The sequence below is a fragment of the Streptomyces sp. NPDC020747 genome (assembly GCF_044334695.1).
Lineage (GTDB): Bacteria > Actinomycetota > Actinomycetes > Streptomycetales > Streptomycetaceae > Streptomyces.
On sequence record NZ_JBIRTJ010000003.1, the window covers coordinates 670,139 to 684,869 of the forward strand.

11 protein-coding genes are annotated in these 14,731 nt (G+C 72.6%); 3 read left to right on the plus strand and 8 right to left on the minus strand.

The window, feature by feature from the left end:
• Positions 1-66: 66 nt before the first annotated feature.
• The 5 genes from ACH4YP_RS12135 to ACH4YP_RS12155 all read right to left on the minus strand — a co-directional run bounded on the left by ACH4YP_RS12135 (position 67) and on the right by ACH4YP_RS12155 (position 6,572).
• On the minus strand, positions 67-3,648 hold the full coding sequence (locus ACH4YP_RS12135) for a hypothetical protein (protein WP_398490464.1): 3,582 nt from the start codon (positions 3,646-3,648) through the stop codon (positions 67-69).
• A gap of 129 nt (positions 3,649-3,777) precedes the next feature.
• Complete coding sequence (locus tag ACH4YP_RS12140; RefSeq protein WP_186001281.1) at positions 3,778-3,936, minus strand: DUF6760 family protein; 159 nt, start codon at positions 3,934-3,936, stop codon at positions 3,778-3,780.
• Positions 3,933-4,448 (minus strand): hypothetical protein, encoded by a 516-nt coding sequence (locus ACH4YP_RS12145; RefSeq protein ID WP_398490465.1) that lies wholly within the window; start codon positions 4,446-4,448, stop codon positions 3,933-3,935. Before ACH4YP_RS12145 ends, ACH4YP_RS12140 begins: the two co-directional genes overlap by 4 nt.
• Complete coding sequence (locus ACH4YP_RS12150) at positions 4,448-4,891, minus strand: phage tail protein (RefSeq protein WP_361067823.1); 444 nt, start codon at positions 4,889-4,891, stop codon at positions 4,448-4,450. The genes ACH4YP_RS12145 and ACH4YP_RS12150 overlap by 1 nt, the downstream gene beginning before the upstream one ends.
• Positions 4,892-4,994: 103 nt before the next feature.
• Positions 4,995-6,572: a phage tail sheath subtilisin-like domain-containing protein gene (locus tag ACH4YP_RS12155; protein ID WP_361067820.1), complete on the minus strand. Its 1,578-nt coding sequence runs from the start codon at positions 6,570-6,572 to the stop codon at positions 4,995-4,997.
• Positions 6,573-6,818: 246 nt separating this feature from the next.
• Between ACH4YP_RS12155 and ACH4YP_RS12160 the strand changes: the two genes are divergently transcribed.
• The 3 genes from ACH4YP_RS12160 to ACH4YP_RS12170 all read left to right on the plus strand — a co-directional run bounded on the left by ACH4YP_RS12160 (position 6,819) and on the right by ACH4YP_RS12170 (position 11,046).
• The gene (locus ACH4YP_RS12160) at positions 6,819-8,066 is read left to right on the plus strand and encodes a DUF4157 domain-containing protein (protein ID WP_398490466.1); all 1,248 of its coding nucleotides are present in this window, start codon (positions 6,819-6,821) and stop codon (positions 8,064-8,066) included.
• 125 nt (positions 8,067-8,191) lie between these two features.
• Complete coding sequence (locus ACH4YP_RS12165) at positions 8,192-9,604, plus strand: RICIN domain-containing protein (RefSeq protein WP_398490467.1); 1,413 nt, start codon at positions 8,192-8,194, stop codon at positions 9,602-9,604.
• A gap of 2 nt (positions 9,605-9,606) precedes the next feature.
• Positions 9,607-11,046 (plus strand): hydrolase, encoded by a 1,440-nt coding sequence (locus ACH4YP_RS12170; protein ID WP_398490468.1) that lies wholly within the window; start codon positions 9,607-9,609, stop codon positions 11,044-11,046.
• 12 nt (positions 11,047-11,058) lie between these two features.
• On the opposite strand, the gene ACH4YP_RS12175 is transcribed toward ACH4YP_RS12170, so the two are convergent.
• The 3 genes from ACH4YP_RS12175 to ACH4YP_RS12185 form a co-directional block, all read right to left on the minus strand.
• Positions 11,059-13,128, minus strand: a complete 2,070-nt coding sequence (locus ACH4YP_RS12175; protein WP_398490469.1) for an ATP-binding protein — start codon at positions 13,126-13,128, stop codon at positions 11,059-11,061.
• Positions 13,125-13,796 (minus strand): DUF4255 domain-containing protein, encoded by a 672-nt coding sequence (locus tag ACH4YP_RS12180; protein ID WP_398490470.1) that lies wholly within the window; start codon positions 13,794-13,796, stop codon positions 13,125-13,127. The genes ACH4YP_RS12175 and ACH4YP_RS12180 overlap by 4 nt, the downstream gene beginning before the upstream one ends.
• Before the next feature lie 196 nt (positions 13,797-13,992).
• Positions 13,993-14,661, minus strand: a complete 669-nt coding sequence (locus ACH4YP_RS12185) for a response regulator transcription factor (protein ID WP_361060837.1) — start codon at positions 14,659-14,661, stop codon at positions 13,993-13,995.
• Positions 14,662-14,731 lie beyond the last annotated feature (70 nt).

A 14,731-nucleotide genomic window follows, 5' to 3' on the forward strand; every position in this document is an offset into this window, starting at 1 on the left:
GGGGCGGCCTTTCTGCGGACGTCGGTGGTGCGGGGTGTTGAGAGCCGGATATCGGGTGGCGGGCAGTCAGCGGCGGGGGTCGCGGAGCTTGCCGATCCGCTCCCGGTCGAGCCGCAGTTCGGTGCGGACCAGCCGGGTGATCCGGCCGATCAGCCTGTGGGTCAGCTCGTCGAGCTGGAAGTCGGTCAGGGAACGGGGGTCGAACTGGCCTTTGGCGACCGGGTCGGACTCGGACCGGGACTCGCCGGAGTCGTGCGTCGCCGGTGTGCCACTGGAGGAGCCGGACCCGGACGAGCCCTGCGAGGACGTCGCGTGGGCCGAGACGGCCGAAACGGCCGTGGTGGTCTTGGCGGACGTCGGCAGGGGCGGACCACTTCTGTTCCGCTGTACGGGGACGGGGGCGGGGGCTGCTGTTGTGGCGACGCTGCTTCCGGGTGCGCTGCCGGGTGCCCTGGGCGTGGCAGCGGGGTGCCGTTGGACAACTGGCTGGGCCGGCAGGGCGTTTGGCCGCGCGACCGCCCTGGGGGTGACGACGGGCGGGGTGGTACCGGAACCCGACGTGGCGGCCGAGAGGAGTGGCACGGCACGGCCGACGGGAGCGCTGGGCGCCACGGCCCGCTGTACCGCCGGCCCGGCGCCCGGGGACGAGAGCCGACGCAGCGGGACGGCCACGGGGGTTGCCCGGTGCGGGCCGACCGGGGGTGCCGCGGGCGTCGGGGCGGGGGCCAGGGCACGAGCGGGGGTCAGACCACGGCCCGGAGCGCCCGCGGGTGCGGGCCCGCTGCTCTGGGCCGAGTTGATCGACGTGGCGCGTTGTACGACCGGGGCGCCGGCGGCCGGGGCCCGCAGAGGCACGGCCGGAGCGCGGTGGGGCACTGCCGCCTGTGCGGGAGCCGGAGTTCCGTGGATCCGGGTTGCCACCGGTGGTCCGGCCGTACGGTCCGGTGCCTGTCCCTGGAGCGCCGTCGCCGCACGCTGGACGGTGGTGGGCGGCCCGGCAACGCTCGAACTGCCGTGAGAGGTACGCCCGGAGAGGGATTCCGCGCCCGGGGGCGGGGCGGAGAGGGGAGCGCCGAGCAGGGGGCGCTGGCGGGGGGCGGCCGTGGTGGCGCGCTGGACCGGGGTGTGCGCGGGCGTGGCCGTACCGACGGCCGGTGAGGCGGGGGGTGTCGAAGCGCGGGGCCGGTCTGCCGGGCTCGTGGGTGCGGTCGGCGGAGCCGAAGGGTTCGGGGACGCGGGGGTGCCCGAGGCGACGGGGAGCTGCGTCGCCGGTCCCGGGAGCGCGGTCGTCGGACCGTTGGTGGACACGTTCCCCGAGGTCGGCGCACCGAGGCCCAGGCGCCGGGCCGGGGCGGAGGCGCTCCGCTGCACCGGGCGCGGGCCCGCGCCGGACTGCGTGCTCGGCGGCACCGGCCTGGTCGTGGGGGTGGTGGGCCCACCCCGACTCGGGCCCGTAGCAGCCGAGTTGGCGGAGGGGGCCTTTCCTGCCCGCGAGCCCGGGGCCACCGGGTTGCCGGGGCTGGGCGTCCGGCTGTCGGCAGGGGCCCCGGCGGCCGGACCGACCGGGTGAGTTGCCGCCGGGCCGTCGTGGGCGGGGCCGGCCGTCGGACGGGCGGGGCCGGTGGCGGCCGGTGTGACGGACGTGCCGCTGGAACTGGCCGTCGCCCGTTGGACGTTGACAGTCGGGGTGCTGGAACGGGCCGCCGTGCCACCGGAGTTGGCGGCCGCATCCCTGGGCAGATTTGCCGTTCCGGCGGAGGCGGTTGGCGTGCTGCTCGAACTAGTGGTCATGGGTTGGGTGTTGGCGGCAGCGCTGCTGGAACGGGTCGCCATTCCATCTGAGTTGGGTGCTGCGTTGCCGGGGCCGGTTGCTGTTCCGGCGGGGGCAGTCGGCGTACCGCTGGAACTGGTGCTCGCCCGCTGGATGTTGGCGGCCGCACCGCTGGAACGGGCCGTCGTGCCACCGGAGTCGGCCGCCGTGTTCCTGGGGCCGGTCGCCGTTCCGGCGGAGGAGGTCGAAGGGCTGCCGGAACCGCTCGTCGCCCGTTGGGTGTTGGCAGCCGCGGTGCCGGAACCGGCCGCCGTGCCGCTGGAGTTGGGTGCGTCCTTCCTGGGCCCATTTACCGTTCCAGCGGCGGGAGTTGGTGTGGCGCGGGGCGCGGCGGGAGCTCGCTGGACGCCGGGCGCCGCGTCCCCGTGGTGCGCCGCACCGCTCGGTCCGGTCGCCGTGCGGCTGGGGCCGTCCCCGGTCCCGCTGGGGCCGGTGGTCGTCCCGGCGGGGCGAGTCGGCATGCTGCTGGAGTCGGCCGCCGCCCGCTGGACGCGGACCGCCGAGTTGTCGGTACCGGCGGCCGTCGTCGCAGGACCGGTGGTCGTCGCGGCGGGCTCGGACGTCGTGCCGCTGGGGCCGGCCGCCGCCCGTTGGACGTTGACCACGGCGTTGCCGGGCCTGGCGGGTGCGGGGCCAGGACCGGTGGTTGTTCCGGCGCGTTCCGGGGCCGCACCACGGGGGTCGGCAGCCGCTCGCTGGACGTCGGCCACCGCCTTGCCGGGCCCGGTGGTGGGCATGGCGTCCGGGACGGCGGACGCCGCGCTGCTCGCCGTACCGGCGGAGGAGGGGGCCACCGCCTCGGTGCCGGCGCCGGTCGGACGGGTGCCGGTGCGGGGTGTCGCACCGGTGGAACCGGCCGTCCGGTCAGCCGGGTTGGCCGCCGGTCCGCCTGGGCGAGTTGCCCGGGCGCCGGGGTCGGCCGTCGGACGGACAGGCCCGGGCACCGGGTTGCCGGGACCCGCCGTGGCCGGAGCGGCGGCCGTGCCGCTGGAACTGGCCGTCGCCCGTTGGACGTTGACGGCCGCGCCGCCGGAGTGAGGCGCCGGGTTGCCGGCACCGCTCGCCGTACCGGTGGTGGCCGGTGTGACGGCCGTGTCGCCGGAACTGGCCTTCGCCCGTTGGACGTTGACCGCCGGGCCCCCGGAGCGGGTCGCCGGGTTGCCGGGACCGCTCGCCGCACCGCCACGGGACGCCTGGCTGCCACCCGGGCCGGTCGGAGTCGGGTTGCCGGAGGCGGCCGGTGTGTCGACCGGGCCGGCCTCCGGGGGCCGCGCGCCATCGGTCGCCGCCCCCGCGGAGGGAGCGCTCGTGGCCTCCCGTCGGGCCACGGGCAGAGCCCGTCGCTGCACCGCAGGCGTGGCGGGGGCCCTGGTCAGCGGGTTCGGCCGGTGGGCCCGGGGCGGTACGGGTGTCACCCGGGGGCCCGCCGGGCGGGACGCCGTGACCGGACGCGGCGCGCGCTGTACTGGTACCGGCACCGCGTCGTCGCGCACGCCGCCCGGGGCCTCGGGCTCGTCGGACCGTACCGGCGGAAGGGTGTGCGAGGGCGGTTCGAGTCCGGGGACCGGCCTCGCCGACGTGGTGAGCGCGTTCCTGACCAGCCCGCCCGGCGCTCCGTCGAGGACGGCGTGGGACAGGGTCCCGGTGAAGGAGGGGTTCTGCCAGGTGCTCAGCCGTCCGCCGAACCCGGAGTCCGCGACACCGGTCCGCCCGACGGCGGCCCGCTGGATCGGCGGCAACCCCACCCAGCCGGCCACCGAGGCCGCCCCGGCCCCCATGGCCGTACCCGCACTCGTATCCGTACGAGCCGCACTCACGTCCGTACTGGACGCGCCCTCACCCGTACGAGAGGAACCGTCCTCAGGAGAGGAACTGCCCTTCCCTGAAGCCGAGTTCGCTGCGGAAGCCGCCGCCCCGCCCCTCAGCCGGTCGAAGAACCCCATCCCTCAGCCCTCCGCCCCGCCCCGCGTCACCAGGGACGCGATCTGTTCCGTGAAGCGCCGGCGGTCCTGGTGTTCGAGATCCAGGATCTCCTCCAGGCTCCAGTGGAAGTGGTAGGCGACGTACGCGATCTCCTCGTGCAGCCGGTCGGTCGCGTACGTCACGATTCCCCCAGGCGGCTCCCGCCGAGTTCGACCTCGAAGGGCTCCGAGCAGTGCGGGCACTCCACGGCGGCGCGGGTGTGGCCCTCGGCGTTGACCTGACGGTAGAAGTCCTGAAGGAACGCCAGGTCGGAGGCGAACATGTTCTCCACCACCCCGTCGTGCACCGACGCAAGCGTGCCGAGGCTGGTGATGACCCGGCCCAGCAGGACCACCGACAGATACGCCGGGTTCTCCTGGACACGGACGTCCCGCAGCGGGATCAGCTCGTCCCGGGCCGTGGCCAGGCGCATCACGCCGTCCCGGTGGACGGTGCCCGACGCGTCGACGTAGCCGCGCGGCAGCTCGAAGGGGAACTCCGTCCGCAGCTGCTGCGGCACCGACACGGGAGCGGGCGCAGGCGCGGGTGCCGGGGCAGGCGCAGCGGTCTGCCCCGGCACCTGCCCCGCCACCGGCTCCGGTGCGGGTGCGTCCACGACCGGGCCCGCGCCCGCCCTGGCAGCCGTACGCCGCATTACTCGATGACCAGTTCTTCGAAGACGATGGTCACGGTCTCGGTGAGCGCGGAGGCCTCGCCGGCCTTCAGGGCGCTGGCGTCGATCTTGCTGCACCAGGCCTGGCGCATGTTGTACCGCTTCACCGGATTGTTCTGGTAGTCCATCATGATGATGGAGGCGTTCTTGCGGGCCGTGCTCATCTGGCCGGCGATCGAGTCGTTGATCCACGTCGTGAACGCCGGGGACTGGGTCATTCCGCGCACCACGGTGCACTGCCCGTCCTTCTGCACGCCCGGCATGAGGCTGACCTCGGGCCTGCCCTGCGCCGAGTTCGACAGGTGTTTGATGACGTCCTGTTCGATGCTGAGGCCGTTGACCTCCGCGAGGTACTCGACCATCACGCCGTCGATCTGCAGACCGAAATTATGTGAGGTAAGGGCGTCACCCGGGCTGAGACTCATCTGTTCTCTGTCCTTCTGAGGGTTCTGGGCAATGGCGTACGAGGAGACGTACGGGCCGGTGTACGAGGGGACTTGCGAGGGTTACGGGAGCGGGCGGGACGGCCTACTCCTCCAACTCCCCGCTGCCGCTGGAGAACTGGGCCAGCCGGAAGATCACGAACTCGGCGGGCTTGACGGGCGCGATGCCGATCTCGCAGATCACGCGGCCGACGTCGACCGACTCCGGGGGGTTGGTCTCGTCGTCGCACTTGACGTAGAACGCCTCCTCCGGCCGCTGGCCGAAGAGGGCGCCGCTGCGCCACTCGTTGACGAGGAACGCCGAGACGTTGCGCCGGATCCTGGCCCACAGGTTGTGGTCGTTCGGCTCGAACACCACCCACTGGGTGCCGAGCAGGATCGACTCCTCCAGGTAGTTGAAGTACCGGCGGATGTTGAGGTAGCGCCAGGCCGGGTCGGAGGACATTGTGCGGGCGCCCCAGACGCGGATGCCGCGGCCCGGGAAGGCGCGGATGCAGTTGACGCCGATGGGGTTGAGCAGGTCCTGCTCGCCGCGGGTGATCTGGAGCTCCAGGTCCACCGCGCCCCGTACGACCTCGTTGGCGGGCGCCTTGTGCACACCGCGCTCGAAGTCGTTGCGGGCCCAGATGCCGGAGACGTGGCCGCTCGGCGGGATCACCCGGGACTGGCCGGTCGCCGGGTCGAAGACCTTGACCCAGGGGTAGTACAGGGCCGCGTACTTGGAGTCGTAGCCCGCGGTCTCCTGGCGCCAGACGCGGATCTGACGGGCGTTCAGGCCCGGCGGCGGGTCGATGACGGCGACGCGGTCGCCCATCAGCTCGCAGTGCGCGATGAGGCCGAGCTGGACGGCTTTCACGGCCTCCAGGTCGATCGCGCCGCGCTGGTAGGCGGCCATCAGGTCGGGGACGGCGACCATGGAGATCTCGTCCACGGCCTCCAGGCCGCCGAAGCCGGTGCGGTCGGCGGAGTCGCCGAGGTAGTGGGCCGGGCCGGGGTGGGAGTCGCTCGCCTTGGTGGGGGCGACGGGCGCGGGGGCGGCGGGGGCCGCCAGGGCCACGGTCTGGTTGTCGGGGCGCGCGAGCTGCGCGGCGGGCGCCGACTCCTGCACGGTGATGAGCTTGGAGCGCTCCTTCACCTGCGTGACGACGTAGTTGCGGCCGCCCTTCTTGGCGCTCACGTCGAACGTCTCGACGGGCTTGTCGCCCTCCTTGACGATCAGCTTGAAGCGCTCGGCGGGGCCCTCGCCCTCGGCGTCGGCGACCTCGACGCTGAGCGAGCCGCCCGCGACGGCGGTCACGCTGAAGGTGCCGAGCTGCTTGGGCTCGCCCGCCGGGAGCGCCGCCGGGGCCGAGGAGCCGGAGACCGCGGCCGGGGCGCCGTTCGCCGCCGCGCCCTCGGCGGTGCCGCCGACACGGACGACGTACGCGGCGCTGCCGCCGTTGTTGAAGAACCCGTAGACCGAGTGCGCGAGGTAGTAGCCGTCGGTGAAGTCGCCGAAGGCCGCGACGTACTGGGACCAGTTGGTCACCAGGGTCGGCTCGTTCAGCGGCCCGGTCGGCGCGAGTCCGACGAAGGCCGCGACCGACGTGCCCACTCCCTCGATGGGACGCGAGCCGCTGGCCACCTCCTCGACGTATACGCCGGGCGACAGGTAGGACGGCATGCTCTGCTCTCCTCGGGGTACGAGACAGGACACCTCCCACCCTCACGCGCGAAGCGCGTCCTCCGAAACGTCCTCCGGGGCCTGTTCGAGGGCACCGCTGTTGCCCGGAGGGGCAATGCCGACGCGGGCGTGAAGGTCGGCTGCCCTCATGACTGCCCTGGAGTACCTTCCGTGACCGCGGTGTCGTCGAGTAGGCCTTGAGACCGGTGCACCGCCTCCGTGTACCCGTCTTCGAGGGGAGCCCCCGTGCGCGCGCAGGACCAGGAGACCGACAGGACCCGTGGCCGGGCCGGCGCGACCCGCCCGCCCGGGCGCGTCCCCGCGCCGGGGCCTGCCTCCAGGCTCCTCGCGCTGCAGCGCGCCGCGGGCAACGCGGCCGTGGCCCGCGCGGTTGAGGCGGAGCGGCACGAGCACGGCGCGAACTGCGGGCACGGGCCGGAGGTCCAGCGGTCGGCGGCGGTGCAGCGGTCGACCGTGCACGAGGTCCTGCGCTCTCCGGGGCAGGCCCTGGACACCGGGCTGCGCACCGAGATGGAAGGCCGGTACGGCGGCGGCGTCGACTTCAGCGGCGTGCGCGTGCACACCGACGCGGTGGCCCAGCGGTCCGCGGCGGAAATCGGCGCGAAGGCCTACACGTCCGGGGCTCACGTGGTCTGGAACGGCCAGGACAAACCCACCCTCGCCCACGAGTTGAAGCACTACCTCCAGCAGAGCGAGGGCTCCGTTCCCGGCACCGACAACGGCTCCGGGATCAAGGTGTCCAGCCCCGGCGACTGGGCCGAGCGGGAGGCGGAGGAGACCGCCCGACAGGTGATGTCCGCTCCGGTCCAGCGGGCCGAGCGGGAACCGCAGGCCGCGGACCGGGCGGGCGGGGTCGTGAACGGGAGTGCCGCCGGCCGGAATCAGGGCGACAGGAGTGCCGTCGTCCAGCGCGCGGGCGGCGACTGGAAGAACAAGAAGACGAAGGCGGAACTGAAGAACACCAAGGCGAGCACATCCGGCTCCGCCATCGTGGACACGCTGCACCACATCGTGCCGAAGTCGGATCTGGCACGTCTGAGCGGCCTGCTCACGTCCGCCCAACGGCAGCTCGTCGCCGCTCAGCTCGCCCCCCTCGCGCCGTCGGCGTCCTTCCCCACCGGCGCGGTCTCGGAGCAGGCGTTGAGCAAGGCCCTGGCCAACGTGCCCGCGAACTACGTCATCGGGCCGCGCCCGGAGCAGCGCACCGACGATCCGGGGAGCAGCGGCCCCGACCTCAACCGCAAGGGCGGCTCCACCACCCCGCGCTCGGCAGAGCTCCAGAAGGTGTACGACTTCATCACCACCCACAAGTCCGCGGCGCAGGGCTCCATCTCCACTACAACGCTGCAGACGGACTTCATCAATTCGCTCAAGACCGCCTGTACCGCCCATGGAATGGCCGTCGGCCTGGACTCGACCCGGGCCGGCTGGACGCAGGACGCCGCGTCCGGCCAGTGGACCCGTGAGAGCTGACGGTTCCGGCGGCCGGGGGACCGGGCGGGCCACGACTGCCCGGTCCGCGCACGGTGGCCTTTCGGGCAGAGAGTGTGCGCTTCCTCCTCCTGACCGGGCGTCCGCCCTCCCGCTAGCGTCCTGATGTGAGCCTTTGGACTTCCCTCGAACCCGCCTCCACCACGGTGGACCCCGGCGGGAGTACGACCGTACGGCTGCGGCTGCGCAACACCGGTGACGTGGTCGACGAGTACCGCTTCGAGCCGGTCGGTGACATCGCGCCCTGGACCGTCGTGGAGCCGCAGACGCTCCGGCTGTATCCCGGCACCACCGGCACGGTGGAGCTGACGTTCGCGCCGCCGCGTACGCCGGACGCGACCGCGGGGCCGAATCCGTACGCGGTGCGGATCACGCCGACCGAGCATCCGGAGGCGGTGACCGTCCCCGAGGGCAACTTGACGATCACTCCTTTCACGGAGGTGCGCGCGGAGTTGGTGCCGCCGACGGTGAAGGGGCGTTTCCGGGGGCGGCCCAAACTCGCTGTCGACAATGTCGGGAACACGAAGGTCACCGCGTCGGTCAGTGGCAGTGACAACGGTGATCAGCTCTCGTACGACCTGTATCCGAGCAATGTGCAGATCGAGCCGGGGCGTGCCGCCTTCGTGAAGGCCACACTCAAGCCCCGGCAGATCATCTGGTTCGGGTCGAAGGAGGAGCGGCCGTACAAGTTCGCCGTGCAGCGGTCGGGGGTCGCGCCGCTGGATGTTGAAGGGACGTACGTTCAGCGGGGGTTCCTGCCGCGCTGGCTGGCCACCTTCCTGGGCATCTTCATGGCGCTCGCGATCACCTTCGTGATGCTGTGGATCGCCTACAAGCCCCAGGTCCGCAGCGAGGCCAAGGAACTCCAGGAAGCCGGCGTCAGCACGCTGGCACCCAGCCCCTCGGCGGAACCTGTCGCCCCCTCGGCACCGCCGTCGGACTCGGCACCGGTCGCGTCCGCGCCGGCGGACAACGGCGGAGGTGGAGGCGGGGACGTGCCTGCGCCCGAGCAGACCAAGGAGAAGCCCAAGAGCCTGCTGCCCGCGAACAACGTCGCCCTGAAGAACCTGTCCACCAAGCTGTGTGCCGACATCCCCGGCGAGAGCGTGGGCAAGAGGGACGGCCGGGTCCAGCAGTTCTCCTGCGATGCGACCGCCGCCGACAACCAGCTCTGGAACCTGGAGGTGAAGGTCGGCAAGGGCGGCCCGGGCGGTACGGATCTCTTCCAGATCCGCAACGTCAAGGACAAGTTGTGCATGGATCTGCCGAACTACGGGGCGGTTCCCATCAGGACGAAGGTCACGGAGTTCACCTGTGACGGCACGACCAGCGACAACCAGTTGTGGTGGCTCGCCAAGCAGGAGAGCGGCGCCTACTGGATCCGCAACTTCAAGAGCGACAACAAGTGCCTCGAAGTCGCGGGCAGCGACGACCTCCGCAACGAGGTAACCCTGATGATCTTCAACTGCACCGTCACCGATGACCAGGAGTGGCAGATCATCCAACCCGATGAGGACTGATCGTGAGCCTTTGGACCTCCCTGGAACCCGCCTCCGCGACCGTGGACCCGGGTGGCGGTACGACGGTGAGGCTGCGGCTGCGCAACACCGGTGACGTGGTCGACGAGTACCGCTTCGAGCCGGTCGGCGACATCGCGCCCTGGACCGTCGTGGAGCCGCAGACGCTCCGGCTGTATCCGGGGACGACGGGCACGGTGGAGCTGACGTTCGCGCCGCCGCGTACGCCGGATGCGACCGCGGGGCCGAATCCGTACGCGGTGCGGATCACGCCGACCGAGCATCCGGAGGCGGTGACCGTCCCCGAGGGCAACTTGACGATCACTCCTTTCACGGAGGTGCGCGCGGAGTTGGTTCCGCCCACCGTCAAGGGGAGGTTCCGGGGGCGGCCGAAGCTGGCCGTCGACAACCTCGGCAACACGAAGCTCACCGCCTCGGTCAGTGGCAGTGACAACGGCGACCAGTTGTCGTACGACATCCACCCGAGCAATGTGCAGATCGAGCCCGGCCGTGCGGCGTTCGTGAAGGCGACGCTGAAGCCCCGGCAGATCATCTGGTTCGGGTCGAAGGAGGAGCGGCCGTACAAGTTCGCCGTACAGCGGTCGGGAGTCGCGCCGCTGGATGTCGAGGGGACGTACGTTCAGCGCGGGTTCCTGCCGCGCTGGCTGGCGACCTTCCTGGGTGTGTTCTTGGCGCTGGCGATCACCTTCGTGATGCTGTGGATCGCCTACAAGCCGCAGGTCCGCAGTGAGGCCAAGGAGAGGCTCGACGAGGCCGGTGTCAGCACGCTGGCGCCCAGCGCCTCGGCGACACCGCCTCCCCCGCCCACTCCCTCCGTGCCCGCCACGACACCCCCGCCCGCGGCACAGTCGCCGGGTGCTGGGGGAGGCGGCGGTGGCGGTGGCGGTGCGGGAGACGGTTCCGGGGAGGAGAAGAAGGCTCCGGAGAAGACCGCGGCCACCGCCGTGCAGGCGCTCGCCGCGGACGACCCGGGCGGGCGGCACATCTGCTACCGGGCCTTTGTGACGGGCAAGGGCTGGACGGACGCGGTGTGCGACGGCCAGACGGCCGGCACGGAGGGCGAGAACAAGCCGATCAAGGCCCTCAACGTCGCGGTCTCCGGCGCCAAGCGCACGGGCAGCGCCGCCTTCGTCCACGACCCGGGGTCGACCAATGGCAACGGCGACTACAACGGGAAGCCGTGGTCGTTCGCGCCCGACGGCATCGACAACTACTTCGGCAGCACCAAGGCGGACGCTCCGAACATGCTGGGCTTCACCATCAACGTCGACGACGGCGGCGGCTCCGTCTGCCAGACCACCCACGTCCGCAACCAGGGCTGGCACGGCATGGGGTGCGACAAGCCCGGCGAAGGAGAGGGTTACATCTTCGGTGGCACCCTCAGCAACGACCTGTGGCTCGAAGCGGTCAGGCTCACCGTGTGAGCGGGGTGACGGCTACCAGTTGCCCTCTCCGGGTACCAGCCGCCCCGCCTTGCGGTATTCCCGCTCGGCGCCCTCGCGCAGGTCGGCGGTGGTGACGTGCGCACCGCGCCCCGCGGCGGAGTAGGCGGCGGTGACGACCGCGCTGCGGATCGAGCCGCCGGCCATCTCGAAGTCGCGGGCGACCGCCGCCGGTTCGATGTCCTCGGCGCACGGGACATGGGCGAGGCTGTGCCGCCACAGGGCCCGGCGCTGCTCGGCGTCCGGGAACGGGAAGTCGACCACCAGGTCCAGGCGCCGGGTGAACGCCTCGTCGATGTTGGCCCGCAGGTTGGTGGTGAGCAGGGCGATGCCGTCGAAGGACTCCAGGCGCTGGAGCAGGTACGCGCTCTCCATGTTGGCGTGCTTGTCGTGCGAGTCCTTGACCTCCGAGCGCTTGCCGAACACGGCGTCCGCCTCGTCGAAGAGCAGCACGGCGTCCGTGCGGTCGGCCTCGGTGAAGATCCGTTCGAGGTTCTTCTCGGTCTCGCCCACGTACTTGTCGACGATCGAGGAGAGTTGCACGACGTAGAGGTCCAGGCCGAGTTCGGCGGCGACGACCTCGGCGGACAGCGTCTTGCCGGTGCCGGACTCACCCGCGAAGAGCCCGAGGACACCGTGGCCCCGGCCGCCTCCGGCACTGAGCCGCCAGTCGCCGAGCACCTGGTCGCGGTGGCGGGCGCGCAGGGCGAGTTCGTGCAGCTGGGCGAGGGGCCGGTCCGGCAGGACGAGGTCGTCCCAGCCGACGTCGGGCCGGATCCGGCGGGCGTGCCGCTCAAGCCCGGACGCGGACTGCTGCCGCGCGGCGAGCCGCAGATGGGCGGCGGTCACCGGGGTGCCGTCGAACACCGCGAGGTCCCGGGCCGCGCGGGCCGCCCGCTCGATACGGTCCCCGCCGAGCCGGTACGGGGCCACGGTGGCGGCCAGGTCGAAACCCGGACCCTCCGCCCCGGCGCCGAGCGCGGCCGACCAGGCGTCCACCGCGCCCGCGTGCGGCCGGGGCGCGTCGAGGACCAGCGGGTCGCGGTCGCACCACTGGGGGTCGTACGGCCGGGCCCCGACGAGCACCACGGGTACGCCGGCCTCCGTCAGCGCCCGCAGCAGCGGGCCGGGCTTCTCCGGCAGCGGTGACACGACGAGCGCCCGGTCGCGCAGCCGGGCTTCGCGGAGCACCCGGGGGAGGACGTCGGAGAGGAGTTCGGGGAGCGGCTCCCCGGCCGCCGCGGGCGTGAAGTGCAGGGCCTCGACACCCGCCGCGCGCAGGGCGGCCGCGGCGCACACGAGCCCGTCGCCCTCGCGGTGCTCGCGGAGATAGACGGTGCGTGGGCCGACGGCCAGCCGGGCCGCGAGCCTTGCGGTGAACTCGTCGTGGGAGTGCGAGGCCGAGGACAGGGGCAGAGGTACGGCCGAGGGCGAGTCGAGCGGGTGGAGGCTGCCGGCGAGTTCGGCGTCCGGGGTGTCGTCGCCGAGCAGGTGGGCGACGAGCCGGTCCGGTACCCGCAACGAGCGGCTGAGGAAGGGGCGTTCGGGTTCCTCGACGGCCAGCAGTCCGAGCGCGCTCAGCGGCGCCGAGGGGTGGAACCGGGCCCGCGCCTCGGCGAGGTGCACGGGCAGCCCGCACAGGTCCAGTGCCAGCCCGGTGGTGGCCCGGCGCCTGCTGACGTCGTCGTTGAGATATCCGTACAGCGGCTCGAAGGAGCGGTCCAGGTCGGGCGCGAGGGCGATGAGCAGGATCCGCGTGTCCAGCTCTGCCAGCCCGAGGCGCACCGCGAGCCGCTCCAGCCGGGTGGCCGGGGCGGACTCCGTGCCCCCGGCGACGGCTGTGTCCTCGAAGCCGGCCGCGTTCTCGAACACGTCGGCGTACGGCACCGCCGGCGGCCCCAGCAGCTGCCGTACCGCCTCGTCGGAGAGGTACAGCCCGCGCAGCGGATCGTCCGCCGTGGGGTCGACGGCGCCGCGGCTCGCGACCAACTCGGCTATCCGGTCGCGCAGTCGGGCGATGCTGACGAGGAGTGCGTCGGACGTGGAGGACGCGTACGTGGTCACTGCTTCGGCTCTCCGGTGTCCGACGCGTCCGAGGTGCCCGGCGTGGGTACCGGCTGCCGTGGCCGGTGGGTGCGCTCCTGCGAGCCGTCCAGCGTGCCGTCCATGCCGCGTACGCGGACCACGCCCTCCGTGACCGGGGGACCGACGTCGTACTCGGGGAAGGCCGGGAAGGGCGCGGTGACCACGAGGTCGAGGGACGGCTTTAGTTCGCCGCCCAGCGCCGACCAGATCTCGGCCAGGGAACGGGACTCGGTGTGCAGCCCCGCCACCGTGAGCGGGACGGACAGGCCCAGCGCGCCGAGCGCGCCCGGGAGTTCGTCGGCGGCCAGGAGTTCGTGCGGCAGCATCGTGGTCAGTACCGCCGAGAGCAGCCGGTGTTCGTCCTGGGGCTGTTTGGTCCAAGCGGTGACCAGGTACGACAGCCGGAACCAGCGGGGCGGCTGACGGCGGCGCACGATCACGTCGCGTTCGTCGCGGACGGAGACCTGGCCGCGCTGGCGCCGGGAGACGTCCTCGCGGATGTCGTACAGGTAGGCGTTGACGGCGGGCGCGTTGCGCCGGGCCGCCCAGTCGCGGGTCGGGGCCTCGAAGGAGATCTCGATGCCGGAACCGGCGAGCGCGCCGCCCCCGAGCAGCCGCTTGAGGACCTCGTCCACCTCGTGGATCACCGTCGTGCTCCTGCCCTGCCGTGCCCTGCCGTGCCTGTGCCGTGTTCGCCGCCGGAAGCCCCGCCGTCCCGGGCCGGCACCGGTACCGCTGTCCTGGCCGATCGTCTCCCGCGGGCCGTCGGCTTCGCAGGCACGCCGGGGACGACCGCCGTGCAGACCGGGCTGCCCAACCGCGCCTGTTCGATTGCCCGTTCGGTCAGATGTAGCCTTCCCGAAGGGCATGGGCCACGGCGTGCGCCCGGTTGCGCAGATGCAGCCGGGTGGTGAGCCCGTGCATCACGTTCTTGACGGTCCGTTCGGAGTAGGACAGCTTGCTGGCGATCTCTCCGGTATCGAGCCCCTCGGCGACCAGCCTCAGCACGTCCACCTCACGAGGCGCGAGTCCCGAGGGGGGAGCGCCGGGATGGCCGGTCGCGGTGCGGTGCAGCGTCCTGACCTGGCTGATCAGCCGGCCGAGCAGATCGGCGGGCAGGTCGCCGTCGCCGCGGGAGGCCGCGAGGACGGCCTGCACCAGCCGGTGCGCGGTGGCCTCGTGGCGCCACACGATGGCCCCGGCGCCCGACTCGATGGCGTCGAGGAGTTCGCTCTCGCGGATCGCGCTCACCACGAGGACGGCACGGGAGCCCTCGCTGCGCACGAGCCTGCGCAGCCGGGAGAGCGTGGTCTCGTCCAGTGTGTCGTTGACCAGCAGAGCGACGATGTCCGGTCCGGTCTCGGTCTCCTCACGGAGGTCGAGCACCGAGTGCTGCCGCAGCTGGCCGAGCACTCCCTCCCGGGAGATCGGGTCCCAGGCGTGCACCGCCACCGGTATGCGGGATCCGGGCCCGTCCGTGCCGGGAGCTGTGGTTCCGAATGAATTGCGCAACCGTTTCCCCTATGTTCACGTACCCATCACCTCTGTGGGGTCAGTGACGGGCGTGCACCCATCACACTTC

Bases quoted from the DNA above. Each gene is read 5' to 3' on its own strand.
- ACH4YP_RS12145 (WP_398490465.1), bottom strand. From the start codon at position 4,448: ATGCGGCGTACGGCTGCCAGGGCGGGCGCGGGCCCGGTCGTGGACGCA.
- ACH4YP_RS12150 (WP_361067823.1), bottom strand. From the start codon at position 4,891: ATGAGTCTCAGCCCGGGTGACGCCCTTACCTCACATAATTTCGGTCTG.
- ACH4YP_RS12155 (WP_361067820.1), bottom strand. From the start codon at position 6,572: ATGCCGTCCTACCTGTCGCCCGGCGTATACGTCGAGGAGGTGGCCAGC.